Origin of the sequence: Microbacterium sp. Root553 (genome assembly GCF_001426995.1) — a bacterium.
In the GTDB taxonomy this organism is placed as follows: domain Bacteria; phylum Actinomycetota; class Actinomycetes; order Actinomycetales; family Microbacteriaceae; genus Microbacterium.
This window is the reverse complement of record NZ_LMFY01000002.1, coordinates 129061-155643: the sequence shown is the minus strand read 5'-3', so window position 1 is coordinate 155643 and position 26583 is coordinate 129061. Positions and strand designations below refer to the sequence as shown.

Genomic DNA, 26583 nt, shown 5'->3' with positions numbered 1-26583 from the left:
GTCGCGATCCCACATCCCCCGATATGGATCGCGACCGGACGGGTGTTCAGGTCGCGACGGCGTCGCTTCCCGGAGTCGTGGTGGTCGGCGCCGTGGGGCGCTTCGCGAGATTCCGGCGCACGAGCGGCCAGAAGAGGACCAGGACGCCGGTGGCGATCAGGCTCGTCCACACCTGGGTGCGCCCGCCCTCGGTCGTGAGCATCACGACGACCACCGCGGCGATGCACGCGATCAGCAGGAAGTTCAGCCACGGGTGCAGCCACATCTTGAGCGTGAGGTTCGCGACCTCCTCCGACGTCATCCGCTGCCGCAGGCGCCACTGGGTCAGCGCGATGAAGACGTAGACGAACAGCGCGACGAGTCCGGCGGAGTTCATGATGAAGTCGAAGATCCCCGACCCCGGCGTGAAGAAGTTCACCAGCGTGGCGATCAGCCCGCCGATCGTCGAGGCGAGCAGCGCCATGACCGGCACGCCGCTCTTCGACTTCTTCGCCACGATGCGCGGCGCGAACCCCTGCTCGGCGAGCGCCGAGAACATGCGGGATGCCGAGTAGAGACCCGAGTTCAGCACCGAGATCACCGCGGTGAAGATGACGAGCTGCATGATGATGCTCGCACCGGGGATGCCGAACTGCTCGAGCGCGTACGTGAACGGGGCGGTGGCCACGTCGGTCGGCACGGGGAGCTCGTCCCAGGGCACCACCGTGACGATGATGAGCACCGATCCGACGAAGAAGAGCAGGATCCGCCAGATGATCGTGCTCGTCGCCTGGCGGATCCCCTTCGCCGGGTCCTCGGACTCGGCGGATGCCATCACGGCGATCTCGGTGCCGAAATACGAGAAGATCACCAGCGCGACCCCCGTGAACGCGACGCCGAAGCCGTTCGGGGCGAAGCCCCCGTGCTCCCACAGGTTCGAGACCGAGACCTCGGAATTCGGCCAGAGGCCGAACGCGAACAGCAGACCGGCGCCGAGGAACACGACGATGGCGAGCACCTTGATGCTGGCGAGCCAGAACTCGACCTCGCCGAAGGTGCGGACCGAGATGACGTTCGTGCCGACGAAGATCGCGATGAGGACCAGCGACCATGCCCACGAGGGGACGACCGGGAACCAGCCCGCCAGGGTCTCGCCGCCGAGCACCGCCTCGTAGGCGAGCACCCCGACCCAGAAGTACCAGTACAGCCACCCCACCAGGTAGGCGGCCCAATTGCCGAGGCCGACCCTGGCGTACTCCATGAAGGAGCCGATGGCCGGGCGCGAGGCCGCCATCTCGCCGAGCATGCGCATCGCGAGGAACACGAGCAGTCCGCCGATGAGGTAGGACACCACGGCAGCAGGCCCGACCGTGCGGATGACGTTGCCGGATCCGACGAAGAGGCTCGCGCCGATGATCCCCCCGAGGGTGATCATCGTGATGTGACGGGACCGCAGCTTCTTCGTGCGCGGGTTCGCGCCGGCGAAACCGGCCGACGTCTCAGGAGAGACGGGCCGGTCCCACTGCGATTCCGATTCCGCCGACATGTCAGGCCTGGGCGAGTGCGGCGGCGACCACGTCGAGACCCTCGTTCAGCAGGTCGTCGCCGATGGCGAGCGGAGGGAGGAAGCGGATGACATTGCCATAGGTGCCGCAGGTGAGGACGATGACCCCCTGCGCGACGCAGGCCTTGGCGACCGCCGCGGTGAGCGCGGCGTCGGGCGCCTTCGTCTCGGGATCGACGAACTCGGCGGCGATCATGGCGCCGTGTCCGCGGATGTCTCCGATGCGGGCATCCTTCTCCTGCATCTCGCCGAGGCGACGCGTGAGGATCTCGCCGATCTCGCGCGCGCGCTCGATCACGCCGTCGTTCTCGAAGACGTCGATCGCGGCGAGCGCCGCGGCGCAGGCGATCGGGTTGCCGCCGTAGGTGCCGCCGAGGCCGCCGGAGTGCGAGGCGTCCATGATCTCGGCGCGGCCGGTGACCGCGGCGAGGGGCAGGCCGCCGGCGATGCCCTTGGCGGTGGTGATGAGGTCGGGCTCGATGCCGAAGATCTCGCTGGCGAACATGTGGCCGGTGCGCGCGAAGCCGGTCTGCACCTCGTCGGCGATGAAGACGACGCCGTTGGCACGACACCACGACGCGATCGCGGGGAGGAATCCGTCGGCGGGGACGATGAAGCCGCCCTCGCCCTGGATGGGCTCGATGATCACGGCCGCCAGGTTGTCGGCGCCGATCTGCTTCTCGAGCTGCAGGATGACGCGGGAGGCCGCCTCGCCACCCTCGAGCCCGTCGCGGAAGGGATACGACATCGGCGCGCGGTAGACCTCGGGGGCGAACGGTCCGAAGCCGCTCTTGTACGGCATCGACTTCGCGGTCAGCGCCATCGTGAGGTTGGTGCGGCCGTGGTAGCCGTGGTCGAACGCGACGACCGCCTGGCGACCGGTGTGCTTGCGCGCGATCTTGATCGCGTTCTCGACGGCTTCGGCGCCGGAGTTGAACAGAGCGCTCTTCTTGGCGAAGTCGCCGGGGGTGAGCCGGTTGAGCGCCTCGGCGACGCCGATGTACGACTCGTAGGGCGAGATCATGAAGCAGGTGTGCGTGAACTGCGCGGCCTGCGCGGCGACGGCCGCGGCGACCTTCGGGTGCGCGTTGCCGACCGTGGTCACGGCGATGCCGGAGCCGAGGTCGATCAGGGAGTTGCCGTCGGCGTCGACGACCACGCCCCCGCCGGCCGCGACGGCCGCGACGGGAACGGTGTGCCCGACACCGGCGGCGACGGCGTCGGCCTTGCGGGCGAGGATCTCGGCCGACCGGGGGCCGGGGAGGTCGGTCACGAGTCGACGCTCCTGGGGGAGGTCGGGGCCGCCGAGGGGAACTGCGACTGCTGCGGTGTCGAGGAGTGCCATGTGGGCGAGCGTACGACCGCGGCGGGGGCCCCTGCACTCGCCGGACTGTACAATCTGATCAGGATCATCGCCGCACTGTACAGCTCGGCCCGACGAGCGCGAGGAGGACATCGGCATGGATGCCACCGAGCAGCCGACGCTGCGCGCTCTTCTCGCTCGCACCGATCTGGGCCTGCGTCTCGTCTCGCGGGAAGACACGCTGCCGGCCGGAGCGCTGGATCGCCCCCTGCGCTGGGTGCACAGTTCCGACCTCGCCGATCCGACGCCGTTCCTCGCCGAGGATCTGGCACTGCTGACCACCGGCACGCAGTTCGATGCCGACGCCGACCTCGACGTGTACGTCGGTCGGCTCGCCGATCGCGGCGTGCTCGGCCTCGGTTTCGGTTCCGACGTGCACCGCGCGGGGGTGCCCGACGAGCTCGTCATCGAATGCGCGCGCCGAGGCATACCGCTGTTCGAGGTGCCCTACCGCACGCCGTTCATCGCCGTCGCCCGCGCGCACTCCGAGGCGATCGCCGCTCAGGCGTACGCCCGCAGGTCCTGGGCACTCGACACGCAGCGCGCGCTCGCCCTGGCGGCGCTCCGCCCCCGCGGCCTGGATGCGACGGTCGCGGAGCTCGGCCGCCGGCTCGGCGTCTGGGTCGGGATGTACGACGCCTCCGGCGCGCTGCAGCTCTCGCATCCCCCCTCGGCCCTGCCGCCGGAGGCGCTCGCCCCGCTCGGCGTCCGCGCCACCGAGGTGCTCGCGCGCGGGCTGGAGACCGGGCAGTCGCTCACCATCGACGAACGCACCTTCACGCTCTTCACGGTCGGGCGCGGCGGGCACCTGCGGGGCGTCATCGCCCTCGCCGTCGATGCTCTCGACGCCGAGGCGCGCACCGTCGTGACATCGGTGATCGCGATGGCGGGTCTCGCCCTCGAGCAGAGCGATCAGCTGGCCCGCAGCCGCCGCCGGTTGCACTCGCAGCTGCTGGGCTCGCTGCTCGGCGACGACCCCGCGCTCGCCCGCCGGGTGCTCGGCAGCATGCCCGCGGCTCCGGTGATCGTCGCCGTCGCCGCGGACGGACCGGCCGGCCCCCTGACGGACTGGTGGGAGCGGCGCCGCAGCGAGCACGGCACGGCGAGCTTCCTCGCGGAATCGGCGGACGGCGTCGTCCTCTGCCTCTCCGCCGCGGACGCGTCTCTGCTCGACGAGGTGGCCACCCGTTTCGGCGTGCGCATCGGCGCGTCGGGCTCGGAGTCCTACGACGCCTTCTCCCGCGCGCATGCCCAGGCCCTCGCAGCACTCCGGCAACAACAGGGTCCGGGCGTCTTCGCCTACGCCGACACGGTGGGCTCCAGCATCCTCAGCGCACTCGCGACCGACGAGGCGCGTCTGGTGGCCGAGTCCCGTCTCGCAGCTCTCCGCGACCACGACACCAGGACCGGCGGCGAACTGGAGACCTCGGTGCGCATCTGGCTGGAGCACGATGCGAAGAGCGAGGCCGCGGCCGCGGTGCTCGGCGTGCACCGGCACACTCTGCGCTCCCGCATCACCCAGGCGGGCGTGCTGCTGGGGTTCGACCTGTCGTCGTTCCCGGCGCGCGCCGAGCTGTGGGCGCTCCTGCAGACCGCCAGGGACTGACGACGCTCTCAGCCGGTCGGCGCCGCAGCGGGAGTCAGATAGCCCGCGACGAACTCCTCGAAGAGCAGGACCATGTCGACGGAGTCGTCGAGGAGCCACTGCAGCTGGATGCCGTCCATCACCGCACTGATCAGTCGCGCCGCACGGGCGGGATCGATGTCGTCGCGCACCTCGCCGTCGACCTGCCCGCGGCGGAGGATCTGCTCGGCGTCGGCGGCACGGTCACGGTAGCGGGCCGCGAAGTCGACGTGCGAGGGGTGGTCGGGGTCGGTGGCCTCCGCCGAGATGATCGCGTACAGCGACGTCAGACCGCGCGAGGTCCGGTTGTGGGCCACGACCCTCTTGGCCTGCTCGATCAGCGTGTGCTCCGCAGGGTCGCCCGCGGCCGCCCGCACCTTCTCGTCGCGCTGACGCAGCACCTCGGCGAACAGCTCCTCCTTGTCGGCGAAGTGGTGCAGCAGCCCCGCCGGCGTCACGCCGACCCGCTTCGCGATCTCCCGCAGGGATCCACCGTGGAATCCCGTGCGGGAGAACACGGCGAGCGCTTCGTCGACGATGGCCTGTCGGCGAGCCTGCCCCGTGGCGTACGGACCACGGGGCCTTCGTGCCGCTGCCGACCGCTCATCCGTGCTCATCGCCCACTCCGTGTCCTCCCGCGCGGCGAGGCGGGCTCAGCCGTGGTGGCCGTGCCCCGCTCCCCATGACGAGCCGAATACCTGCTGTCTCATCGCGGGCCGCAGGCGCTGCTCCATCTCGCGGTCCACGAAGTAGTCCTTGAGTGTATCTTTCGTGAGCTCGTTGCCGATCGCGGCCATGATCATCGACTGGTCCAGCGACAGATAGCGTTCGGCGACCGTACCGCTCTTCACGGCGACGGCGTCGTAGAACCCGCCGGGCCCGTAGGCGCCGAGGTCCTTCTCGATGCCCTCGAGGTTGCGCAGCGCGCCCTTGCGGTCATAGGGCAGGGCGAGGAATGCCGCGTGCGGGGTCACGACCCCGTCGCCGAACTCGGGTGCGGGATTCGTCCCCTCCGTGCATCCCGGCCGGTCGACGTCGACGTCGGTCTTCTCGGCGTCCGAGGTGTAGCCGTCCGACCGCATGCCGGCGATGTCCACGCCGTACTCCGCGTATCCGCCGAACGGATCGCTCGCGGGCGAGAAGCCCCAGTATCCGTATCCGGCCTCATCGAGCCCGTGCTGCTTCTGCACGGCGACCGTGATGGGGTGGTTGAGCTTCCAGGACTTCGGCCCCCACTTCGTCTCGGGCACGAGCAGGTCGGGCATCAGCGACTCGAACATGCTGCCGCCCCAGCTCGGGACGAACGACATCCCGTCGTAGGAGTAGGCGCCCTCCCAGACCTCGACGCCGTCGTAGGTGCGGTACTCGCCCTGCGGCAGCTGCTCCTGCCAGGCCCAGTCGCATCCGGGAGGCATCGTGCGGTGGGTGCCGTACAGCGCGGTCGCGGGGATCTGCCCGTTCGCGATGCCCAGGTAGGTCGCGATGCGACTCTCACTGACGGTGGTGTCGTAGTGATGGCAGGTGTAGAACGCCGTCGCCCCCGAGCCGTTGTACATGGGCGCCTCGACGCTGCAGTCCGGCGGCGGGGCATCCCAGAAGCCGCCGCGATTCGTGCCGGCCGGGAGACCGGCGGCGCCTGCGGGGTCGAAGAACGATGCGAAGTCCATCGAGTCGTAGAGGGCATCGGCCTGACCCGCGAGGGCGGGATCCGCTTCGCGGACGATGCGCAGCGAGGCGGCGAGCCATCCGTTGTCGACGGTGCTGAGGAACGGGTACACGGTGTCACCCGAGTCGGGCCACGTCGTCAGCTTCTCTCCCGTGGTGGGCGAGTACCAGTTGTAGAACATGCCGCTCGCGTCGTTGCGTTCGAGGCCGGCGAGCGTGTCGAGGGTCGTCGACATACGGGAGTGCGCCTCGGCATCGTCGATGATGCCCAGGTCGCGCGCGGTCACGGTCGACCACAGGTATCCGCCGATGTTGGTCGGAGAGGTGTACTCCCCCGGGGTCTGCAGATCGCCGGTGACGTTGTCGGACGGCAGGCCCGTCTGCTCGTCGGTCATCGCATCCAGGGACCGCCAGGTGTCGGTCGCCCAACGCTCGAGCTCTTGCGTCCCCGGTCTGCCGCCCCCGCCCGCCGGACCGCCGCCGGCGACCGCCGGGCCCGCGAGTGCCAATCCCGAGACGACCAGTCCGGCCGTCGCCACTGCGCTCATCCATCGCTTCATCGTGTCTCCTCGTCGAGAACGGCGCCGCCGATCGCAGCGCGTCGATCTGCGAAAACCTAACATGTGTTCGGTGTTCACTCAACCCCTTCCCCCTGAGAGCGCCTTCCCCGAGCCGAGAGATGCCCGTACGCTATATCACGGAGGTATCTCATGGCTCACCGTTTCGACCCTCAGCGCAGCGCGGCCCTTGTCGCCGCGGCACGAGCAGATCGGCAGATGACTCAGGCTCAACTCGCGCGAGCGGCGCGGATGAGCCAGCCGAACATCGCGGCCATCGAAGCCGGGCGTCGTGCTGTGGGGCCCGATGCGCTGGAGCGGCTGTTGAGCGCTGCCGACTATCGGCCGAGCCTCCCGCTGGAAGAGACGGCGGCAGCGATCGTCGCCGCAGGTGCCCGACGCGGTATTCGAGACATCCGCGTCTTCGGCTCCGTCGCGCGGGGCACCGACCACTTCACCTCCGACATCGATCTCTTGGCACGCGTGGACGCGGACCGCAGCTACTTCGATGTCGCGCTGTTCCAGAACGACGTCGAGGCTCTCACCGGGTTCCCGGTGGACATCGTGGTGGACGACGCCGCACGCCCCGCTTTCCTCGACGACACCACCCTCGTGCCGCTATGAGCGATCAGAGCCGACCGCACGGACACTCGTTCACCCGTGTTCCCCGCGCGGGCGACGGCGCCACGGCAGCCGAGATCTCGCTCATCAAAGTGAACGACAGCCTCGACGCCATCTCGACGCTTCTCGACCACGCGGTCTCGGGCGGGCGAGAGGCTTTCGTTCGAGACTCACCCGCGTACGCCTCGGGGTCGATGGCGGTCATCCGCGCCGCGGCGCTGTTCGAAACCGAGGAGTTCGAGGCGCACCTGGGCGACGTCGCCGACGAGGTCAGACGCGCACTCATCACGATGCGAAACATCGCCGCGCACTCCGGCTGTCGCTCCATGAACGACGACCTCTTCTGGCAGACGCTCATCGTCGACCTTCCGACGCATCTTGAATCCTGGCGCGCCGCGGCGCGAAACCGTCTCACCGACTGACCGACCTCAGCGGGGCGCGTGCGCCTCGAGGAACTCGTAGACGTCGGTGGTGTCGACGCCGGGGAACGACCCCGTGGGCAGGGTCGCGAGCAGCGTGCGCGGCGTCTTCACGTTGGGCCAGGAGTTCTCGCGCCACCGCCCCTCGAGCTCGGCGGGAGCCCTGCGACAGCAGACCTCCACCGAGTGCTTCGACACTCCTCGATGCGGGGTGTCCCGGCCGACGAACCACCTCGTGTCGTCGAAGCGCACCCCCACGCTGACCGAGTGCAGTCCCTCGCTCGACGCCTCGACCCTGGCCGTGCACCAGTAGGTGCCGTTGCCCGTGTCGGTGTACTGGTAGTACGGATTGAAGCGGTCGTCCTCGTCGAAGACCACGCGACTGGTCCAGCGACGGCAGCACATCTGCCCCTCGATCGCGCCGAGCCGATCGGTCGGGAAGTTCACGTCGTCGTTCTCGTACGCCTTCGTGATGGTGCCGGACTCGTGCACCTTGAGGAAGTGCACGGGGATGTCGAGGTGGCGCGTCGCGAGGTTCGTGAAGCGATGCGCCGCCGTCTCGTACGAGACCGAGTACGCGTCGCGCAGATCCTCGATCGAGATCGCCCTGCGCGTCTTCGCCTCCCGCAGCGCCGGCACCACGTGCGCCTCCGGGATCAGCAGCGCGCCGGTGAGGTAGTTGGTCTCGACGCGCTGGCGGAGGAACTCCGCGTAGCTGCGGGGCTCGGAGTGACCGAGGATGCGACTCGAGAGCGCCTGCAGCACCGCGGTCCTGGCGTCGCCCTTGGCCGGCACGCTGCTCGACAGGTAGAGCCGTCCGTTGGCGAGATCGGCGACGCTCCTCGTCGTCTGCGGAAGGTCGGGCGCATAGTGCAGCGTGAAGCCGAGATGCGCGGCGATCTCCGATGCCGTCCGCTGGGTGAGCGGACCGCCGGGGTGGCGCACCGCGGCGAGGAGCTCCGCCGCCTTCGCCTCGAGATCGGGAAAGTGATTGTCCTGCCTGCGCATCAGATGACGGAGCTCGACGTTCGCCCGCCTGGCCTCCTCGGGGGTGGCCGCGCGCTCGTCCCTCAGCCGGTCGATCTCGCCGTGCAGAGCCAGCAGCGCCCTGAGCGCATCCGTCGGCACGCTCTTGGCGATGCGGAACGGCTCGATGCCGAGCGCGCGGAACGTCTGCCCCTTCATCGCCCGCTCGAGCGCGATCTCGATCGCGCTGCGTTCATCGAGCGGCTCTCCCTCGAGCAGCGCATCGATCGTGACGCCGAGCGCGCGAGCGATCGCCTGCAGCAGAGTGAGCTTCGGTTCGCGCTTGCCGGTCTCGATCATCGACAGCTGGCTCGGGGCCCGATCGACCGCCGCCGCGAGGTCGTCGAGGGTCATCGCGCGCGCTGTACGGAGCTGCCGGATGCGTCTGCCGATGACGAGGGCGTCGGCGTCTTCTTCGACCTCGGAGGTGCTCATGCGGCCGATTCTGTCACAGAAACAGAATTTCGATCGATCTTCTCCCAGTGAACCGTCGTTCACGGCCCGGAATTTGCCACACAGTGGAGTCACGCCACCCGGCATCACGATCCGGGAACCCCACGGAGGAGACACCATGACGAACACCGCGCAGAATCACACCCCCCGCCCCGCGGGTCTGCGAGCCGGCGACCAGGTTCAGACGGCCGCCGAGCTGCAGGAGATCTGGGACACGGATCCGCGGTGGGACGGCGTCGAGCGCACCTACTCGGCCGACGACGTCATCCGCGTCCGCGGCTCGGTCCGCGAGGATGCCACTCTCGCGCACCGAGGCGCCGAGAACCTCTGGAACCTGCTGCACACCGAGGACTACGTGCGGGCACTCGGCGCCTACACGGGCGGACAGGCCGTGCAGCAGGTGCGCGCAGGGCTGAAGGCGATCTACCTCTCGGGCTGGCAGGTCGCCGCCGACGGCAACCTCGCCGGGCAGACGTACCCCGACCAGTCGCTCTACCCCGCGAACTCGGTGCCCGCCGTGGTCCGCCGCATCAACAACGCGCTGATCCGTCAGGACCAGCTGGAGCACGCCGAAGGCGAGATCACCCGGGACTGGCTCGCGCCGATCGTCGCCGACGCCGAAGCCGGCTTCGGCGGTCCGCTCAACGCCTACGAACTCGCGCAGTCGCTGATCCAGGCCGGCGCCGCCGCCATCCACTGGGAGGACCAGCTGGCGAGCGAGAAGAAGTGCGGGCACCTGGGCGGCAAGGTCCTCGTCCCCACGCAGCAGCACATCCGCACACTCAACGCGGCCCGCCTCGCCGCGGACGTCGCCGGCGTGCCGACGGTCATCATCGCCAGGACGGATGCTCTCGCCGCCGATCTGCTCACCAGCGACGTCGACGAGCGGGACCAGCGGTTCACCACCGGCGAGCGCACCGCCGAGGGCTTCTACCGCATCCGCCCCGGCATCGAGTCGGTCATCAGCCGCGGCCTCGCCTTCGCGCCCTACGCCGACCTGCTCTGGGTGGAGACGGGGGAGCCCGACATCGAGCTGGCGCGCGAGTTCGCCGCGGCGATCCATGCCAGGCACCCGGGCAAGCTGCTCGCCTACAACTGCTCACCGAGCTTCAACTGGAAGCGTCATCTCTCCGACGCCGAGATCGCGACGTTCCAGCAGGAGCTGGCCGAGCTGGGGTACCGCTTCCAGTTCATCACCCTCGCCGGCTTCCACGCCCTGAACCATTCCATGTTCGATCTCGCCCGCGGCTACGCCGAACGCGCCATGAGCGCCTACGTCGAACTGCAGGAGGCCGAGTTCGCCGACGAGGCGAACGGCTACACCGCCACCAAGCACCAGCGCGAGGCGGGAACCGGATACTTCGACGTCATCTCGACCGCAGTCAACCCCGACAGCGCGACCCTCGCGCTCGCCGGCTCCACCGAGACCGCGCAGTTCCACTGAACACCCCGCCCTTCGTCTCGCTCCGCGGTTCCTGAGCGAGGAGCGCAGCGACGAGACGAAGGGCGACCACCATTCCCGCCCTYCCCGCCCTCCCCCGCCCTTCGTCTCGCTCCGCTCGCTCAGGAACCGAAGTGCGACCACCCGATGAAAAGGACCACGACCATGACCACTCCCACCGCTCCCCCGACCACCGCTCCGATCCAGACCACCCAGCAGGGCCCCGCGATCACCGTGACGGGTCCGCTGCGAGAGCACTACGACGAGATCCTCACCCCCGAGGCCATCGCCTTTCTCATCGAGCTGCACCACCGCTTCGCGTCGCGCCGCCACGACCGGCTCGCCGACCGCCTGCGACGGCACTTCGAGATCGGCACCGGGCATGACCCGCGGTTCCGCGACGACACCAGGCACATCCGCGACGACGCCGCGTGGCGGGTGGCGGGAGCAGGTCCCGGGCTCGAGGACCGCCGCGTCGAGATCACCGGGCCGACGGATCCGAAGATGACGATCAACGCCCTGAACTCGGGAGCCCGAGTCTGGTTGGCCGACCAGGAGGACGCCACGAGCCCCACCTGGCGGAACGTCATCGAGGGACAGCTCTCGCTGCGCGACGCCATCCGCGGCGCTCTGTCGTTCACGTCGCCGGAGGGCAAGGAGTACCGCGTCACCGCGGAGCGCACGCCCACGATCGTGATGCGTCCCCGCGGCTGGCACCTCCCCGAGAAGCACCTGCAGTTCATCGACCGCGCGGGGCGCCGCACCGCGGCATCCGGCTCGCTCGTCGACTTCGGTCTGTACTTCCTGCACAACGCGGAGGAGCTGATCGCGAACGGTCGCGGGCCGTACTTCTACCTCGCGAAGCTGGAATCCAGCGAGGAGGCGAAGCTGTGGGACGACGTGTTCTCGTTCAGCGAGGAGTACGTGGGGATCCCGCACGGGACCATCCGCGCGACAGTGCTCATCGAGACGCTGCCCGCGGCGTTCGAGATGGACGAGATCCTCTACGAACTGCGCGATCACTGCGCGGGGTTGAACGCGGGTCGCTGGGACTACATCTTCTCGATCATCAAGAACTACCGTGGTCGCGGCGCCCGCTTCGTGCTCCCCGACCGCAGCGAGGTCACGATGACGGTGCCCTTCATGCGGGCCTACACCGAACTGCTCGTGCAGACCTGCCACAAGCGGGGCGCCTACGCGATCGGCGGCATGAGCGCCTTCATCCCCAACCGGCGCGACCCCGAGGTGACGGCTCGGGCGATCGAGAAGGTCACGGCCGACAAGCGCCGCGAGGCCGGGGACGGCTTCGACGGCACCTGGGTGGCGCACCCCGACCTGATCCCGACCGCTCAGGCCGAATTCGATGCCGTGCTCGGCGACGGGACGAACCAGATCGACCGCTCGCGCCCCGAGGTCTCGGTGACGGCGGCGCAGCTGCTCGATCTGCACATCGGACGGCCGATCACCGGTCAGGGCGTGCGCGACAACGTCTCGGTGGCGATCCGATACCTCGAAGCGTGGTTGCGCGGCCTCGGCGCCGTGGCCATCGACAACCTGATGGAGGACGCGGCGACCGCCGAGATCAGCCGCTCGCAGGTGTGGCAGTGGATTCACCAGGACCGCACGACCGAGGACGGCACGCCGATCACGGCCGAGTACGTGGAGGGCCTGATCGGCGACGTGCTCGACACGGTCGACCGCACCGACGGCGACCGCTTCGACGATGCGGCGTCGGTGTTCCGCGACGTCGCGCTGAAGGAGGACTTCCCCGCGTTCCTCACCCTCGGCGCCTACTCGCGGTTCCTGGTCGAGGACTGACACCGCCCTCCCGTCGCGCCTCCGCGTCGACCGGTTCAGCCGCGAGACGCAAGGCGCGACGGGAGCGGATGCGGGCGATTCATGCCGGCATCCGTATGCCCGCTGTGCCACGCTGTGTCGATGAGCGACGCCTCCGAGTCCCGGCCCGCCTCCTCGCCGTTCGCTCCACCCCCGGCGACGCGCCTTCCGGTGCCCACGCCGCACGCGCCGCCGCGGGGAGGACGGTACATCGGCGCATCGGTGACCGCCTGGCTCTCATTCGGGACCTGGATCCTCGCGCTGCTGCTTGTCGTCTTCGCGCTCCTCGCCGGCGGCGGCTACGCGCTCTTCCTCCCGGTGCTCTTCGTCTGGACCTCCTGGATCTGGAGCCTGGTGGGCGTGCTCGCGCTGCTGCTGACCATCGGTATCCCGCAGTGCACCGGCGTCCGCACCCTCGCGTCTTTCGGCATCGTCCTGCACGTACTGTCCTTCGTCACCTTCATCCTGATCTACGGCTGAGACCTCAGTCGTCCACGCGGGCGTAGCCTGAGGACATGACCGACGTCTGGACCGACATCGCCGCGGAGTTCCTGCACCTCTACCCCCGCGGCACCCGACTTCTGGCCGTCGCCGGTGCGGATGCCGGGCGCTCCCGCCGGACCGCCGACGACCTCGCCGCCGCCCTCACCGCCGCCGGGCAGTCGGTCGAGCGCGTCCACAGCGACGACGACGACTCCCCCGCAGTGCGCGACGTCGTCATCTCGCCGTTCCGCGCGAACGACACCGCGGGCACCGTCCTGATCGTCTCGGGACCCGCCGCGCTGCTCGGCCCCGAGGCTCGCGGCATGTGGAACTTCACCCTCTGGCAGCTCGCGGGCGACGAGCAGCCGCACACCATCGCCTCCGCCCTGGTGGATGTCACCGATCCCGAGCATCCGACCCGTAGGTTCGCCGACTACTGCGCCCTCCCCGCCGCGTTCGGCTCCTGACCGAGGCGGTCGCCACCGGCCTCGCTCCGATGCTCCGGCTCAGCGGAACGAGGCGGCGACGGAGTTGCGGTGGTAGTCGAACACGATGCTGGTGCGCGTGGATGCGACGCTGCTCTGCGCCGAGAGGTGCTCGAGCACGAACTCGCGCATCTCGGAGGAATCGGCGACAGCGATGTGCAGCAGGAAGTCGTCATCCCCGCCGAGGAAGAACACCTGGATCACCTGGGGGAGCACCCGCACCCGATCGGCGAACTCCACGATGCTCTCGCGCCGTCCGCTCGGTCGCAGCGTGACGCCGATGACGGCCTGCAGGCCGGCGCCCAGCATCCGCTCGTCCACACTGGCGTGGAAGCCGGTGATCACCCCTCGATCGACCAGTGCGCGCAACCGCGAGTGGGCCGTCGAGGGGGCGACGCCGAGGTGCCCGGCGAGTTCGGCGTTCGTCATCCGCCCGTCCGCGCTCAGCAGCGTGACGATGCGCGCATCGACGGCGTCGAGCGCGGGGGCCCGAAGAGTGTTCGGACGCGGGGGCTCCGCAGAGGTCTCCATGCGAACGATTATGCAGGAATTCGTCTCGATGCGAATCTTCTTCAGTGATTATGTCGTTGAATCGACGTTTCTGCGATTCTGGATGCACCCACACCGCACCTGGAGGATCGATGAAGATCGGCGTACCGACCGAGGTCAAGAACAACGAGAACCGCACCGCGCTCACCCCCGCGGGCGCCGACCGTCTGGTGCACGAAGGCCATCGGGTACTGGTGCAGTCCGGGGCGGGTGTCGGGTCGGGGATCTCCGACGAGGCCTACCGCGCCGCGGGTGCCGAGATCGTCGAGACGGCGGACGAGGCCTGGGGCGAGGCCGACCTGCTGATCAAGGTGAAGGAGCCCATCGCGCAGGAGTACGGCTTCCTGCGTCCCGACCTCACGCTCTTCACGTATCTCCACCTCGCCGCCGACCGCGCCCTGACGACCGCGCTGGTCGATGCGGGCACCACCGCCGTCGCTTACGAGACCGTGCAACTGCCCGACCGCAGCCTGCCGCTGCTCGTGCCCATGAGCGAGATCGCCGGCCGGCTCTCCGTGACCATGGGGTCGTACTCGCTGATGCGCTCCGCCGGAGGGCGCGGCGTGCTGATGGGCGGCATCGCCGGCACGCCCCGCGCCAAGACGGTCGTGATCGGCGGAGGCGTCGCCGGCGAGCACGCCGCCGCGAACGCGCTGGGACTGGGCTCCACGGTCACCGTGATCGACATCTCCCTCCCCCGGCTCCGCGAGCTCGAGCACCGCTACGGCGGCGCGCTGCAGACCCGCGCCTCGAGCCGTTACGACATCGCCGAGGAGCTGGCGACCGCCGACCTCGTGATCGGCTCGGTGCTGATCCCCGGCGCAGCGGCGCCCAAGCTCGTCACCGACGACATGGTGGCGGCGATGAAGCCGGGCTCGGTGCTCGTCGACATCGCGATCGATCAGGGCGGATGCTTCGAGGGCTCGCGCCCGACCACGCACGACGACCCCACCTTCGCGGTGCACGACTCGATCTACTACTGCGTCGCCAACATGCCGGGTGCCGTGCCCGAGACCGCGACCCGCGCTCTGACCAACGCGACCCTGCCCTACGTCTCGGCGATCGCCGGCAAGGGCTGGGAGGTGGCAGCCTCCGCGGACGCCTCGCTGGCGAGGGGCCTGAACGTGCAGGGCGGACGCATCACCCTGGACGCCGTCGCTCGAGCTCACGGGTTCACAGCCGCCTGAGCGGCGCCCGCGGGAACGCGCGTCCGAGCGGGGCGCGCAAGAACACGGATTCTTGATGACGACCCACCCGGCGGCGCGACGGCTCATCCGAGTACGCTCGTAGTCGTGACCGAACGCGCTCCTCTCTCCCGCAAGCTGTCCGCCATCGCCGAATCGGCGACCCTCAAGGTCGACGCCAAGGCCAAGGCCCTCAAGGCCGACGGCAAGGCGATCATCTCCTACGCGGCGGGCGAGCCCGACTTCGCGACCCCGCAGTTCATCGTCGACGCCGCGGCCGAGGCCCTCGCCGACCCGGCGAGCTACCGGTACACCCCGGCTCCCGGCCTGCCCGCGCTCCGCGAGGCGATCGCTGCGAAGACGCTGCGCGACTCCGGCCTCGAGGTCTCGCCGAGCCAGGTCATCGTGACCAACGGCGGCAAGCAGTCCGTCTACCAGGCATTCCAGGCGGTCGTGAACCCCGGCGACGAGGTGCTGCTGCCTGCGCCGTACTGGACCACCTACCCCGAGGCCATCCGCCTCGCCGACGGCACCCCGGTCGAGGTGTTCGCCGGCGCCGACCAGGAGTACAAGGTCACCGTCGAGCAGCTCGAGGCCGCGCGCACCGCGCGCACCACCGCCCTCGTGTTCGTCTCACCGTCGAACCCCACGGGATCGGTCTACACCGCCGAGGAGACCAGGGCGATCGGCGAGTGGGCGCTCGAGCACGGCATCTGGATCATCAGCGACGAGATCTACCAGAACCTGACCTACGAGGGCGTCACGGCGACCTCGGTCGTCGAGGCCGTGCCCGAGGTCGCCGGCCAGACGATCCTCGTCAACGGCGTCGCGAAGACGTATGCGATGACCGGCTGGCGCGTGGGCTGGATGGTCGGCCCCGCCGACGCCATCAAGATCGCCGGCAACCTGCAGTCGCACCTGACGAGCAACGTGAACAACGTCGCCCAGAAGGCGGCCATCGCGGCCCTCAACGGACCGCAGACCGAGGCCGAGCAGTTCCGCGAGGCGTTCGACCGCCGTCGCCGCCTGATCGTCTCGGAGCTGTCGAAGATCGAGGGCCTCGTCGTGCCGAACCCCCTGGGCGCCTTCTACGTCTACCCCGACGTGCAGGGCCTTCTCGGCCGCACCTGGGGCGGCGTGACGCCGACCACGTCGCTCGAGCTCGCCGACCTCATCCTCGAGCAGGCCGAGGTCGCCGTGGTCCCGGGCGAGGCCTTCGGCCCGTCGGGGTACATCCGCATGTCGTACGCGCTCGGTGACGACCAGCTCCTCGAAGGCGTGCAGCGCCTGCAGCGGCTGTTCTCCTGACGCCGGCGGCCGCGCGGCACCGAGATCAGTCCTCGTCGCGGAATCCGATGAGCCAGCGGATGCCGTACCGGTCGACGAGCGTGCCGTCGTAGTCACCCCAGGGTCTCTTCTGCAACGGGTCGATGACGCGGCCGCCGTTCGACAGGCGGTCGAACCAGCCGGTGAGTGTCGACGCGTCGGCGGTGCCGAGCAGCGAGAGGAACATCCCGCTCATCTGCACGGCGTCGTCGTCGGCCCCGGCATCGGCCCCGGCCACCTCGACCGGGCCGGACAGCTGCCCGTGCGCGACCGCGTCTCCCGGGCCGTCGTGGCGACCCGCCTGCGCATAGTCGACGAGCTGCAGCTCCCCGCCGAAGACGGCGCGGTAGTGCTCCAACGCCTCAGCGGCGTTGCCGGGGAACATCAGGTACGGGATCAGTCCGCTCATGCCGCGAGTGTACGGCGAACCGTCGACGTTGTCAGTCGATCGGTCGCGGCCGGCCGGGCGTGACTACAGTTCCACGCCGAGCAGCACCGGTTCGGGCTGCAGCACGAGCCCGAACTCCGCGTGCACCCGGCTCTGGATGAACCGTGCGAGCTCCGACACCTCGGCGGCTGTCGCACCGCCCCGGTTGGTGAGGGCGAGCGCATGCTTGGTCGACACGGAGGCCCGCGACCTCGGCAGCGCGAAGCCCTTGCGGATGCCTGCCTGCTCGATCAGCCACGCGGCGCTCACCTTGACGTCGGGAGCCTCGGGCTTGACCGGCGGAACGTACCCGTCGTACAGCGCGAGCGGGATCACCGTCACCGTGTCGAGATCGGGCGTCACCGGCCACCGCGGGCACTCGGGGGGCAGCGCGCGCGCCACCGCCTCGGGCACGATCGCATTCTGGAAGAACGAGCCGACGCCGTGCGTGTCGGGGTCGGCATCGTCGAGCAGCATCCCCTTGGATGCGCGGGTGGCGAGGATGCGCTCGCGCACCCAGGTCAGCGGCACGGGCGCGTCGGAATCCAGCCCCAGCGCCCGGCGCAGCTGCGCGCCCTGCACGACCCGCTCTTGGGCGACCACGAGATCGACGGTCACCGAGAGGATGACGGCGCGACGCAGCGACACTCCCCCGTAGTGATGCTTGAGGACGGAGGTGCGGAATCCGAGCCCGAGTTCGGACGCGGGAACCACGGAGATCTCGCCCGTCGCCTCGTCGATCAGTTCGACCTCGACCAGCGTCTCCTGGATCTCCTGTCCGTATGCGCCGATGTTCTGCACCGGCGATGCGCCCACCGTGCCGGGGATGCCGCTCATGGCCTCGAGGCCCGCATAGCCGTGCTCGACCGCGTAGGCGACCAGGGCGTCCCAGCCGTGCCCGGCCTGCACACGCAGCCGGATGCGTCCGGCGTGCGGCGACGGGAGCTCCTCGATGCCCTGAGTGAGGATGCGGATGACGGTGCCCTCGAACGGCTCGTCGCCGATGAAGAGATTGGAGCCGCCGCCGAGGACGAACCAATCATCGCCGCGCGACCACACGTCTCGCAGCGCCGCGACGAGCTCGTCGGTCGTCGCAGCCTCCAGCATCCGCTCCGGCGCGCCTCCGGTGCGCAGGGTCGTCAGGGTCGAGAGCGCCAGGGGCTCCCGCTCACGCACCACGCCGTCGCCCATCAGGAGGCGACGCGCAGCTGCGCCTTGACCAGCACGGTGGTCTCGTCGAACGTGACCTTGAGGTCGATGCGGGTCGAGGACTCGTCGACCGCACCCACCGTGGCCACAACGTGCAGGTCGGCACCCTCGGCCGGATCGACGACGACGGGTTTGGTGAAGCGCACTCCGTAGTCGAGGATCTCGGTGCCGGGCTCGAGCGCGGCGACGACCACGGACGAGGCGATGCCCATCGTGAGCATGCCGTGGGCGAGGACGCCGGGGAGCCCGACCGAGGCGGCGATGTCGTCGCGGTAGTGGATCGGGTTGAAGTCTCCGGAGGCGCCGGCATAACGGACGAGGGACTCGCGGGTGAGGTGGACGGTGCGCTCTGCGACGACGTCTCCGACGGCGAACGGCATCACTGTGCTCCTTCTTCGGCGCCGACCAGCAGCACGCTGGTCGCGGTGACCACGTGCGCGCCGTCGGCATCGGTGATCTCGGCGGCGCTGGTGATCATCGCGTTGCCGCCCATCATGCGGATTCCGGTGACGCTAAGCCGGCCGGTGAGCTCGTCTCCCGCGACGATCGGTCGCGTGTAGGCGAACCGCTGCTCGGCATGGATGGTGCGCGCCAGGACGATCCCGGAATCGGGCTCCCCGAGAAGCTGCTGCAGAGTGAGGTCCTGGATGACCATGGCGAAGGTCGGCGGGGCCACGACGTCGGCGAACCCGGCGGCGCGTGCCGCCTCGACGTCGAGGTGCATCGGGGCGTCGGCGAAGACCGCGCGTGCGAACTCGCGCACCTTCTCACGACCGACGAGGTACGGGGGTGTCGGAGGGAACTCACGACCGACCAGTTCTTGATTCACTGCCACCCCTCGATCCTACCGAGGGCATGCGACGTCGCCGCCCTCAGTCGCCCTTCCGGTGCCCCTTGATCGCCTTGATCGCCATCTGCACGGCGATGAAGACGAGGTATGCCGCGAACAGCATGTTGCCGAGGAGCGGGTCGATGAGCGTCGCCAGCCACGCCCCGAGCGCCGTCGTCGTGCAGGCCGAGATGCCGACGATCGCCGCGGCGGTCAGATCCACGTTGCGATTGCGGAGGTTGCCGATGGTCCCCGAGATCGCAGTGGGGATCATCATCAGCAGCGAGGTCCCCTTGGCCACGAGGTCGCTGGTGCCGAAGGCGAGCATGAGGATCGGCACCACGACGATCCCGCCGCCGACGCCGATGAGCCCGGCGAGGATGCCGGTGCCCACACCGACCGCGACGAGGGCGATGCCGGTGAGCAGGTGCAGCTCGAACTCGGCGTCCCGAGACGGGATCACCAGGAACAGGCTGACGATCACGACCACGAGGAAGCCGACGAAGAACCATCGCAGCACGGTCTGCGAGATCCGCGGCAGCAACCGGGTGCCGATCTGGGCTCCGACCACCGCTCCCGCGGCGAGGATCAGCGCGGGGATCCAGGCGACCGAATCGTTGAGCGCGTAGGAGATGACGCCGACCGTCGCGGTCGGGACGATGGCGGCGAGCGAGGTCCCGGCACCGAGTCGCTGATTGAAGTGCAGGAACAGCACGAGCAGCGGGACGATGACCGTGCCGCCGCCCACCCCGAACAGTCCGGAGAGGAGGCCCGCGAGGAGGCCGATCCCGATGAACGCCGTATAGGCACGAGGCCCTCTGTGTCGGGTCTCTGCATCAGTCACCGCATCAGCCTACTCTCGGGTCCGCTCTGCTCCGACTCTTGTGCGCACCACTGGGACCGGGTGCCGAGTTGTGCGACACTGGATCGCACCAGACGACGTCGTCGCCTCCCCGGATCGAAGGAGATCTCATGGTGCGCAGTTCCTATCCCGATATCGAGATCCCCGACGTCTCGATCCACGAGTTCCTGTTCGGCGACGTGGCGGAGGATCGCCTCGACGCCGTCGCCCTCGTCGACGGGGTCAGCGGGGCCACCACCACCTACCGCCAGCTGATCGCGCAGATCGACCTGTTCGCAGGGGCCCTCGCCGCACGCGGCGTCGGGGTGGGCACCGTGGTGGGAGTGCTGTGCCCCAACATCCCGGCGTTCGCGACGATCTTCCACGGCATCCTGCGCGCGGGAGCCACCGCGACGACGATCAACTCCCTCTACACGTCCGACGAGATCGCCAACCAGCTCGCCGATGCCGAGGCCTCGTGGGTGATCACCGTGTCGCCTCTGCTTGCGGGCGCGAAGGCCGCGGCTGCCGCGCTGGGCTTCGACGACGACCATGTGATCGTCCTCGACGGGGCCGACGGGCACCCCTCGCTGCCCGCTCTGCTCGGAGAGGGCAGATCCGCCCCGGAGGTCGACTTCGACCCGGCCACGCACCTCGCAGTCCTCCCCTATTCCTCCGGCACCACCGGCAGGCCCAAGGGTGTGATGCTCACGCACCGCAACCTCATCGCGAATGTGAGCCAGTGTCGCACCACGATCTCCGTCGGCGACGGCGACCGGGTTCTCGCGGTGCTCCCGTTCTTCCACATCTACGGCATGACCGTGCTGCTGAACTTCGCCCTGCGCCAGCGTGCTGCGCTGGTCACGATGCCGAAGTTCGACCTGGCCGAGTTCCTCCGTGTCGTTCAGGAGCACCGCACGAACTGGGTGTTCATCGCCCCGCCCATCGCCGTCGCCCTGGCCAAGCATCCGCTGGTCGACCAGTTCGACACCTCTGCGATCACGGTCGTGTTCTCGGGAGCGGCGCCTCTCGACGGCACGCTCGCGGCCGCGGTGGCCGAGCGTCTCGACTGCGTCGTCTGCCAGGGGTACGGCATGACCGAGACGAGTCCCGTGACCCACGCCATCCCGTATGACCGCCCGGAGATCGACCGGTCCTCCGTCGGAATGCTGCTCGCGAACACCGAGGCCAGGCTGCTCGCGGAGGACGGGAGCGACATCGACGCCCCCGCCGACGGCGTGAGCGCGCCCGGCGAGATCCTGATCCGCGGACCGCAGGTGATGAAGGGCTACCTCAACCGCCCGGACGCGACGGCCGAGATGCTGGATGCCGACGGGTGGCTGCACACCGGCGACGTGGCCACGGTCACCCAAGACGGCGTCTTCCGGATCGTCGACCGGCTGAAGGAGCTCATCAAGTACAAGGGCTACCAGGTGGCACCCGCGGTGCTCGAGGCGGTGCTGCTCGAGCATCCCGCCATCGCGGACGCCGCCGTGATCGGCGCCTTCGACGACGACGGTCAGGAGGTGCCGAAGGCGTTCGTCGTCGTACAGCAGGGCGCGGAGCTCGATGCGGATGCCGTGATGGCGCATGTCGCCACCCACGTCGCGCCGCACGAGAAGGTCAGACAGGTGGAATTCATCGACGCGATCCCCAAGTCGGCATCCGGCAAGATCCTGCGCAAGGACCTGCGCGCCAGAGTCTGACCCCCACCCCGAACGCGAAGAAGCCCGCCGTCCCTCTCGGGGCGGCGGGCTTCTTCGTGCGAGATGCTTACTCGGACTTCTTGGCGTCCTCGGCAGCGGCCTCGGCGGACTCGCCCTCGGCCTGCGACTCGGCGCCGGCCTCGTCAGCGGGAGCCTCCTCGACGGGAGCCTCCTCAGCGGGAGCCTCCTCGACGACCTCGGCGGGCTTCTCGGCCTTGGCGGACTTCTTGGTCGACTTCGCCTTGGGGGTGACGGGCTCGAGGACGAGCTCGATCACGGCCATGGGAGCGTTGTCGCCCTTGCGGTTGCCGACCTTCGTGATGCGGGTGTAGCCACCCTCACGGTCTGCGACGAGCGGTGCGATCTCGGTGAAGAGAGTGTGCACGACGCTCTTGTCGCCGATGACCGAGAGAACGCGACGACGAGCGTGCAGGTCCCCGCGCTTGGCGAAGGTGATCAGGCGCTCGGCGAGCGGACGAAGGCGCTTGGCCTTGGTCTCGGTCGTCTTGATCGACTTGTGGGTGTACAGAGCAGCCGCGAGGTTGGCAAGCAGCAGGCGCTCGTGTGCGGGGCCGCCTCCGAGGCGGGGACCCTTAGTGGGCTTGGGCATAATCGTCTAACTCCTGGTCAGAAGGGTCGGGTATCAGAAGGACTCGTCTTCGCTGCCGCCGTAGAAGTGGGCGCCGTCGAAACCGGGCACCGAATCCTTGAGCGACAGACCGAGCGAGATGAGCTTGTCGCGCACCTCGTCGACCGACTTCTGGCCGAAATTGCGGATGTTCATGAGCTGCGTCTCCGAGAGGGCGACGAGCTCGGAAACAGTGTTGATGCCTTCACGCTTCAGGCAGTTGTACGAGCGGACCGAGAGGTCGAGGTCTTCGATCGGCATCGACAGCTCGCTGGAGTTCACTGCCTCCACCGGTGCCGGGCCGATCTCGATTCCCTCTGCCTCGACGTTCAGCTCGCGAGCGAGACCGAACAGCTCGGTGAGCGTCTTCGCAGCCGACGCGACGGCGTCGCGGGGGCTGATGGCGGACTTGGTCTCGACGTCGAGGACGAGCTTGTCGAAGTCGGTGCGCTCACCCGCACGGGTGGCGTCGACGCGGTAGCTGACCTTGAGCACCGGCGAGTAGATCGAGTCGATCGGGATCTGACCGGCCTCGGCGTACTCGTTGCGGTTCTGCGTCGCGGAGACGTAGCCACGTCCACGCTCGATCGTGAGCTCGAGCTCGAACTTCGCGGTCTCGTTGAGAGTCGCGATGACGAGCTCGGGGTTCTGGATCTCGACACCGGCCGGAGCCGAGATGTCGGCGGCGGTGACTTCGCCCGAACCGGTCTTGCGCAGGTACGCGGTGATGGGCTCGTCGCGCTCCGAGGAGACGACGAGCTGCTTGATGTTGAGGATGATCTCGGTGACATCCTCCTTCACGCCGGGGATGGTGCTGAACTCGTGCAGCACGCCGTCGATGCGAACGCTGGTGACCGCGGCGCCGGGGATCGACGACAGCAGGCTGCGACGCAGCGCGTTGCCGATCGTGTATCCGAAGCCGGGCTCCAGGGGCTCGATGATGAACCGGCTCCGGTTCTCGACGATCTTTTCCTCGGTGAGTGTCGGACGCTGTGCAATAAGCACTCTGTGTTCCTTTCGATCACATGACCGCTATATGACATGTGGTGGGGTGAGGTCTTGAGTTGTATGAGTCGATGCCCGCGGGGCGGGCGTCGAGCCGCCCGGGCCCGAAGGCGCGGGCGGCTCGACGAGCCGGATCAGACGCGGCGACGCTTCGGCGGGCGGCAACCGTTGTGCGCCTGCGGGGTGACGTCCTGGATCGAACCGACCTCGAGGCCGGCGGCCGTCAGCGAACGGATCGCGGTCTCGCGACCCGAGCCCGGTCCCTTGACGAAGACGTCGACCTTCTTGACGCCGTGCTCCTGCGCCTGGCGGGCGGCCGACTCGGCAGCCATTCCTGCGGCGTAGGGGGTCGACTTGCGCGAGCCCTTGAAGCCCACGCCACCCGACGATGCCCAGCTGATGACAGCTCCGGACGGGTCGGTGATCGAGACGATCGTGTTGTTGAACGTCGACTTGATGTGGGCGTGGCCCAGTGCGATGTTCTTCTTTTCCTTGCGGCGCGGCTTGCGCGCGGCGGCCTTGGGTGCAGCCATGAAAGTGTTCTCCTAGTCCCTGGGGCCGCGCTTAGCGGGCCTTCTTCTTGCCTGCGACGGTGCGCTTCGGGCCCTTGCGGGTACGGGCGTTGGTCTTGGTGCGCTGACCACGGACCGGGAGGCCACGACGGTGGCGGATGCCCTCGTAGGAGCCGATCTCGACCTTGCGGCGGATGTCTGCGGCGACCTCGCGGCGCAGGTCACCCTCCACCTTGTAGGTTCCTTCGATGTGGTCGCGGAGGGCGATCAGCTGGTCGTCGCTGAGGTCCTTCACGCGGATGCTCTCATCGATGTCCGTCGCCTTGAGGATCTCGACCGAGCGGGTACGGCCGACGCCGTAGATGTAGGTAAGGGCGATCACCACGCGCTTGTCGCGCGGGATGTCAACGCCGGCAAGACGTGCCATGCGGTTCTCCTGGGTTTCTTAGAGGTGTGGAGCAGGATCGGTGCTCGGGCCTCTGCCCCGAGGTGTCCCCTCCGCCGGCTCCTGAGCCTGACGGAGGATCTGATCCTGCCGGTGTGTGTTGAGTTGTGAGTCGATCCGAAGATCCCTGTCGGCGATGCCGACGAGGGTCAGCCCTGGCGCTGCTTGTGGCGCGGGTTGCTCTTGCAGATCACCATGACGCGGCCGTGACGACGGATCACCTTGCAGTGATCGCAGATCGGCTTGACGCTGGGGTTGACCTTCATGATATTTCCTGTTCGCTGTCTTCGTACCGCCCCGAGCTGGGGCAGGCCGTTACTTCTCGACCGATCAGCGGTAGCGGTAGACGATACGGCCGCGGGTGAGGTCGTAGGGGCTGAGCTCCACGACCACGCGGTCCTCGGGGATGATACGGATGTAGTTCTGCCGCATCTTGCCTGAGATCGTTGCCAGGACCTTGTGTCCGTTGCTCAGTTCAACGCGGAACATCGCGTTGGGAAGAGCCTCGGAGATCACGCCCTCGATCTCGATGACACCGTCTTTCTTAGCCATAGCCTCGCTGACGCTTCTGCAGACCGGTCGATCTGCGGTGGGTGGTTGGATTGCGGTTCTCGCGCCGATTCAGACACGCCGAATCAAGGCGCAAAGCACCAAGGATCTATGTTATCCGATGAAGGCGCATCCGGCAAATGGATGCGCCTTCATCTCGACTTCCGATCGACGGTCAGCTGACCAGATCGGTGAACGTCTTGAAGTCGGTCGGGTCCTGGAGGTTCAGACGCTTGTCGTTCACCATCACCGTCGGGGTTCCCGAGATCTCATTGCTCTTGGCCTGGGAGACGCCGAACTTGCGGTAGGTCTCGTCCGTGATGCAGGACGCGGCCTTGTCCGCCCCGACCTGCGTGGCGTAATCGGCGAGCTGCTGCGTGGTCAACCCCGCGGAGTTCTCAGCCGGCTGGTTGTCGAAGAGAGTCTTGGCGTAGTCGAGGTAGAGCTCCGGGTTCGACTCTGCAACGCACACGGCGGCGCCTGCCGAACGCGATGAGTACTCCGTGCCCTGCGAGTAGCGGTCGAGGATCGCGATCGGGTGGTACTCGAGAGTGATTCGGCCATCAGCAGCCGCTTCTTCGAGAGCCGCGCCGTACTGATCCTCGAAGCTCTTGCAGATGGGGCACTGGAAGTCCACGAAGACCGACACGGTGTCCTTGCCGTCTCCGAATGAGATGGCACCCGTCTCGGAATTGAAGGTGTCGTTGGCCTCGGGGGTCGGCCCCGGCGCGGTCGCCTGGTTGTTGAGGTTCACCACGACGAGGGCGAGGACGGCCAGCACGACCACCACTGCCGCCGAGACGCCGATCACGAACCAGTTGGTGTTGCTCTTCGCAGCTGCCATGGATCTTCCGTTTCTGTCGAGGCCGCGCCCGCTGCGGGCCCGGCCTGAAATCCTCGGGTGCATGCGCACCCATACACCCATTGTGCCCGGAGAAACCTATGCGCGCGTTGTGATGATGCTCTGCATGACGATCATCGCTCCGGCCGCAGGACCGGGTGTCAGGGGATGGGAGTGGGCGTCACACCGAAGGCGGCGAGTCCCGCCGCTCCCCCGTCTGCGGCGGTGAGCACCCAGATGCCCCCGTCATGGAGCGCGACGCTGTGCTCCCAGTGCGAGCCGTCGGTGCCGTCGACGGTCGACACGGTCCATTCGTCGTCCTCGACGAACGTCTCGTCGCTGCCCGCCGTGACCATCGGCTCGATCGCGAGCACCAGTCCCGGCTTGACCTCCGCGCCGGGATCCGGCGTGCGGTAGTTGAAGACGCTCGGCGCCTCATGCATCTTGCGGCCGATGCCGTGCCCGACGTACTCGCGGAGGATCCCGTAGGTCTCGCCGGAGACCGCTGACGGCCCCTGTGCCTCGATGAATCCCTGGATCGCGGCGCCGATGTCGCCCAGATGCGAAGCGGACGCCATCGCGGCGATACCGGCCCACATCGAGCCCTCGGTGACCCGGGACAGCTCGAGACGCTGAGCGACCAGCTCGGGACGGCTGTCATCGGGGACGACGACCGTGATCGCGCTGTCGCCGTTCCAGCCCTGGTACTGCGCTCCGCAGTCGATCGAGACGATGTCGCCCGCCTGCAGGATCCGCTCGCCGGGGATGCCGTGCACGACCTCATCGTTCACGGAGATGCAGGTCGTGTGCCGGTAGCCGCGCACGAGCTGGAAGTTCGACTCCGCACCGCGGGCGAGGATCACCCGGTTCGCCTCGGCGTCGAGCTCGAGCGTGGTGACACCCGGACGGATCAGCGGGCGCACGGCATCGAGTGCCGCCGCCGTGATGAGGCCGGGTTCGACCATCGCGCGCAGCTGCGCGGGGTTCTTGTAGATCGACTTGCGGAACATCGGAGG

The 26583-nt window shown here is 68.7% G+C and carries 29 protein-coding genes; 10 read left to right on the top strand and 19 right to left on the bottom strand.

The features are described from left to right. Nucleotides 1-46: 46 nt before the first annotated feature. A complete protein-coding gene (locus tag ASD43_RS14825; RefSeq protein WP_056420073.1) occupies nt 47-1525 on the bottom strand; it encodes an amino acid permease in 1479 nt (492 codons plus the stop codon). 1 nt (nt 1526) lies between these two features. Beyond that, nucleotides 1527-2888, bottom strand: a complete 1362-nt coding sequence (gene gabT / locus ASD43_RS14820) for a 4-aminobutyrate--2-oxoglutarate transaminase (RefSeq protein ID WP_056420072.1) — start codon at nt 2886-2888, stop codon at nt 1527-1529. Between the two features lie 115 nt (nt 2889-3003). On the opposite strand from gabT, the gene ASD43_RS14815 reads away from it, so the two are divergent. Beyond that, nucleotides 3004-4512: a PucR family transcriptional regulator gene (locus ASD43_RS14815; protein WP_056420069.1), complete on the top strand. Its 1509-nt coding sequence runs from the start codon at nt 3004-3006 to the stop codon at nt 4510-4512. A gap of 8 nt (nt 4513-4520) precedes the next feature. On the opposite strand, the gene ASD43_RS14810 is transcribed toward ASD43_RS14815, so the two are convergent. Continuing rightward, nucleotides 4521-5147 (bottom strand): TetR/AcrR family transcriptional regulator, encoded by a 627-nt coding sequence (locus ASD43_RS14810; RefSeq protein ID WP_056420065.1) that lies wholly within the window; start codon nt 5145-5147, stop codon nt 4521-4523. Between the two features lie 36 nt (nt 5148-5183). Continuing rightward, nucleotides 5184-6755 (bottom strand): glucoamylase family protein, encoded by a 1572-nt coding sequence (locus tag ASD43_RS14805; protein ID WP_056420062.1) that lies wholly within the window; start codon nt 6753-6755, stop codon nt 5184-5186. A gap of 150 nt (nt 6756-6905) precedes the next feature. Here ASD43_RS14805 and ASD43_RS14800 point away from each other — a divergent pair, with 150 nt between their 5' ends. Together ASD43_RS14800 and ASD43_RS17435 are read left to right on the top strand one after the other, a co-directional pair. Beyond that, nucleotides 6906-7376 carry a helix-turn-helix domain-containing protein gene (locus tag ASD43_RS14800; protein ID WP_056420059.1) on the top strand — a complete coding sequence of 157 codons (471 nt, stop codon included), beginning with the start codon at nt 6906-6908 and terminating at the stop codon, nt 7374-7376. After that, a complete protein-coding gene (locus ASD43_RS17435; RefSeq protein WP_056420056.1) occupies nt 7373-7795 on the top strand; it encodes a hypothetical protein in 423 nt (140 codons plus the stop codon). Before ASD43_RS14800 ends, ASD43_RS17435 begins: the two co-directional genes overlap by 4 nt. Before the next feature lie 6 nt (nt 7796-7801). Here ASD43_RS17435 and ASD43_RS14790 read toward each other — a convergent pair whose 3' ends face one another. Continuing rightward, nucleotides 7802-9253: a helix-turn-helix domain-containing protein gene (locus ASD43_RS14790; protein ID WP_056420055.1), complete on the bottom strand. Its 1452-nt coding sequence runs from the start codon at nt 9251-9253 to the stop codon at nt 7802-7804. 136 nt (nt 9254-9389) lie between these two features. Between ASD43_RS14790 and aceA the strand changes: the two genes are divergently transcribed. The 4 genes from aceA (at nt 9390) to ASD43_RS14770 (ending at nt 13498) form a co-directional block, all read left to right on the top strand. Further along, complete coding sequence (gene aceA, locus ASD43_RS14785) at nt 9390-10715, top strand: isocitrate lyase (protein ID WP_056420051.1); 1326 nt, start codon at nt 9390-9392, stop codon at nt 10713-10715. A gap of 162 nt (nt 10716-10877) precedes the next feature. Next, complete coding sequence (aceB, locus tag ASD43_RS14780) at nt 10878-12530, top strand: malate synthase A (RefSeq protein ID WP_056420048.1); 1653 nt, start codon at nt 10878-10880, stop codon at nt 12528-12530. A gap of 120 nt (nt 12531-12650) precedes the next feature. Further along, nucleotides 12651-13028 (top strand): hypothetical protein, encoded by a 378-nt coding sequence (locus ASD43_RS14775; RefSeq protein WP_157551054.1) that lies wholly within the window; start codon nt 12651-12653, stop codon nt 13026-13028. A gap of 35 nt (nt 13029-13063) precedes the next feature. Next, the gene (locus ASD43_RS14770) at nt 13064-13498 is read left to right on the top strand and encodes a hypothetical protein (protein WP_056420042.1); all 435 of its coding nucleotides are present in this window, start codon (nt 13064-13066) and stop codon (nt 13496-13498) included. A 39-nt stretch (nt 13499-13537) separates the two neighbouring features. Here the strand turns inward: ASD43_RS14770 and ASD43_RS14765 are convergent, their stop codons facing one another. Continuing rightward, nucleotides 13538-14047 (bottom strand): Lrp/AsnC family transcriptional regulator, encoded by a 510-nt coding sequence (locus ASD43_RS14765; RefSeq protein ID WP_056420040.1) that lies wholly within the window; start codon nt 14045-14047, stop codon nt 13538-13540. Between the two features lie 110 nt (nt 14048-14157). On the opposite strand from ASD43_RS14765, the gene ald reads away from it, so the two are divergent. Continuing rightward, nucleotides 14158-15252 (top strand): alanine dehydrogenase, encoded by a 1095-nt coding sequence (gene ald / locus ASD43_RS14760; protein ID WP_056420037.1) that lies wholly within the window; start codon nt 14158-14160, stop codon nt 15250-15252. Nucleotides 15253-15357: 105 nt separating this feature from the next. Beyond that, complete coding sequence (locus ASD43_RS14755) at nt 15358-16557, top strand: pyridoxal phosphate-dependent aminotransferase (protein WP_056420034.1); 1200 nt, start codon at nt 15358-15360, stop codon at nt 16555-16557. A gap of 25 nt (nt 16558-16582) precedes the next feature. Here ASD43_RS14755 and ASD43_RS14750 read toward each other — a convergent pair whose 3' ends face one another. The 5 genes from ASD43_RS14750 to ASD43_RS14730 all read right to left on the bottom strand — a co-directional run bounded on the left by ASD43_RS14750 (nt 16583) and on the right by ASD43_RS14730 (nt 19884). Further along, on the bottom strand, nt 16583-16984 hold the full coding sequence (locus ASD43_RS14750; RefSeq protein WP_056420031.1) for a VOC family protein: 402 nt from the start codon (nt 16982-16984) through the stop codon (nt 16583-16585). 63 nt (nt 16985-17047) lie between these two features. Beyond that, nucleotides 17048-18193 (bottom strand): UDP-N-acetylmuramate dehydrogenase, encoded by a 1146-nt coding sequence (locus ASD43_RS14745; RefSeq protein ID WP_442922232.1) that lies wholly within the window; start codon nt 18191-18193, stop codon nt 17048-17050. After that, entirely contained in the window at nt 18193-18591 is a 399-nt protein-coding gene (locus tag ASD43_RS14740) for a MaoC/PaaZ C-terminal domain-containing protein (protein WP_056420027.1), read from the bottom strand. The genes ASD43_RS14745 and ASD43_RS14740 overlap by 1 nt, the downstream gene beginning before the upstream one ends. Then, nucleotides 18591-19046 carry an FAS1-like dehydratase domain-containing protein gene (locus ASD43_RS14735; protein WP_056420026.1) on the bottom strand — a complete coding sequence of 152 codons (456 nt, stop codon included), beginning with the start codon at nt 19044-19046 and terminating at the stop codon, nt 18591-18593. The genes ASD43_RS14740 and ASD43_RS14735 overlap by 1 nt, the downstream gene beginning before the upstream one ends. Before the next feature lie 37 nt (nt 19047-19083). After that, nucleotides 19084-19884 (bottom strand): sulfite exporter TauE/SafE family protein, encoded by an 801-nt coding sequence (locus tag ASD43_RS14730; protein WP_056420023.1) that lies wholly within the window; start codon nt 19882-19884, stop codon nt 19084-19086. 128 nt (nt 19885-20012) lie between these two features. Between ASD43_RS14730 and ASD43_RS14725 the strand changes: the two genes are divergently transcribed. Then, entirely contained in the window at nt 20013-21587 is a 1575-nt protein-coding gene (locus tag ASD43_RS14725) for an AMP-binding protein (RefSeq protein WP_056420019.1), read from the top strand. A gap of 67 nt (nt 21588-21654) precedes the next feature. Here ASD43_RS14725 and rplQ read toward each other — a convergent pair whose 3' ends face one another. The 8 genes from rplQ to map all read right to left on the bottom strand — a co-directional run bounded on the left by rplQ (nt 21655) and on the right by map (nt 26577). Beyond that, entirely contained in the window at nt 21655-22197 is a 543-nt protein-coding gene (rplQ, locus tag ASD43_RS14720; protein ID WP_056420016.1) for a 50S ribosomal protein L17, read from the bottom strand. Nucleotides 22198-22230: 33 nt separating this feature from the next. After that, on the bottom strand, nt 22231-23220 hold the full coding sequence (locus ASD43_RS14715) for a DNA-directed RNA polymerase subunit alpha (protein ID WP_017829188.1): 990 nt from the start codon (nt 23218-23220) through the stop codon (nt 22231-22233). 134 nt (nt 23221-23354) lie between these two features. Continuing rightward, nucleotides 23355-23753 (bottom strand): 30S ribosomal protein S11, encoded by a 399-nt coding sequence (rpsK, locus tag ASD43_RS14710; protein ID WP_045253826.1) that lies wholly within the window; start codon nt 23751-23753, stop codon nt 23355-23357. Between the two features lie 31 nt (nt 23754-23784). Continuing rightward, a complete protein-coding gene (rpsM, locus tag ASD43_RS14705; protein ID WP_045253827.1) occupies nt 23785-24159 on the bottom strand; it encodes a 30S ribosomal protein S13 in 375 nt (124 codons plus the stop codon). Between the two features lie 167 nt (nt 24160-24326). After that, nucleotides 24327-24443, bottom strand: a complete 117-nt coding sequence (gene rpmJ / locus ASD43_RS14700; RefSeq protein WP_005050492.1) for a 50S ribosomal protein L36 — start codon at nt 24441-24443, stop codon at nt 24327-24329. Nucleotides 24444-24507: 64 nt separating this feature from the next. Next, entirely contained in the window at nt 24508-24729 is a 222-nt protein-coding gene (gene infA / locus ASD43_RS14695) for a translation initiation factor IF-1 (protein ID WP_017201569.1), read from the bottom strand. Nucleotides 24730-24901: 172 nt separating this feature from the next. After that, nucleotides 24902-25570 carry a DsbA family protein gene (locus ASD43_RS14690; protein ID WP_056420014.1) on the bottom strand — a complete coding sequence of 223 codons (669 nt, stop codon included), beginning with the start codon at nt 25568-25570 and terminating at the stop codon, nt 24902-24904. 158 nt (nt 25571-25728) lie between these two features. Beyond that, the gene (gene map, locus ASD43_RS14685; protein ID WP_056420011.1) at nt 25729-26577 is read right to left on the bottom strand and encodes a type I methionyl aminopeptidase; all 849 of its coding nucleotides are present in this window, start codon (nt 26575-26577) and stop codon (nt 25729-25731) included. Between the last annotated feature and the right edge of the window lie 6 nt (nt 26578-26583).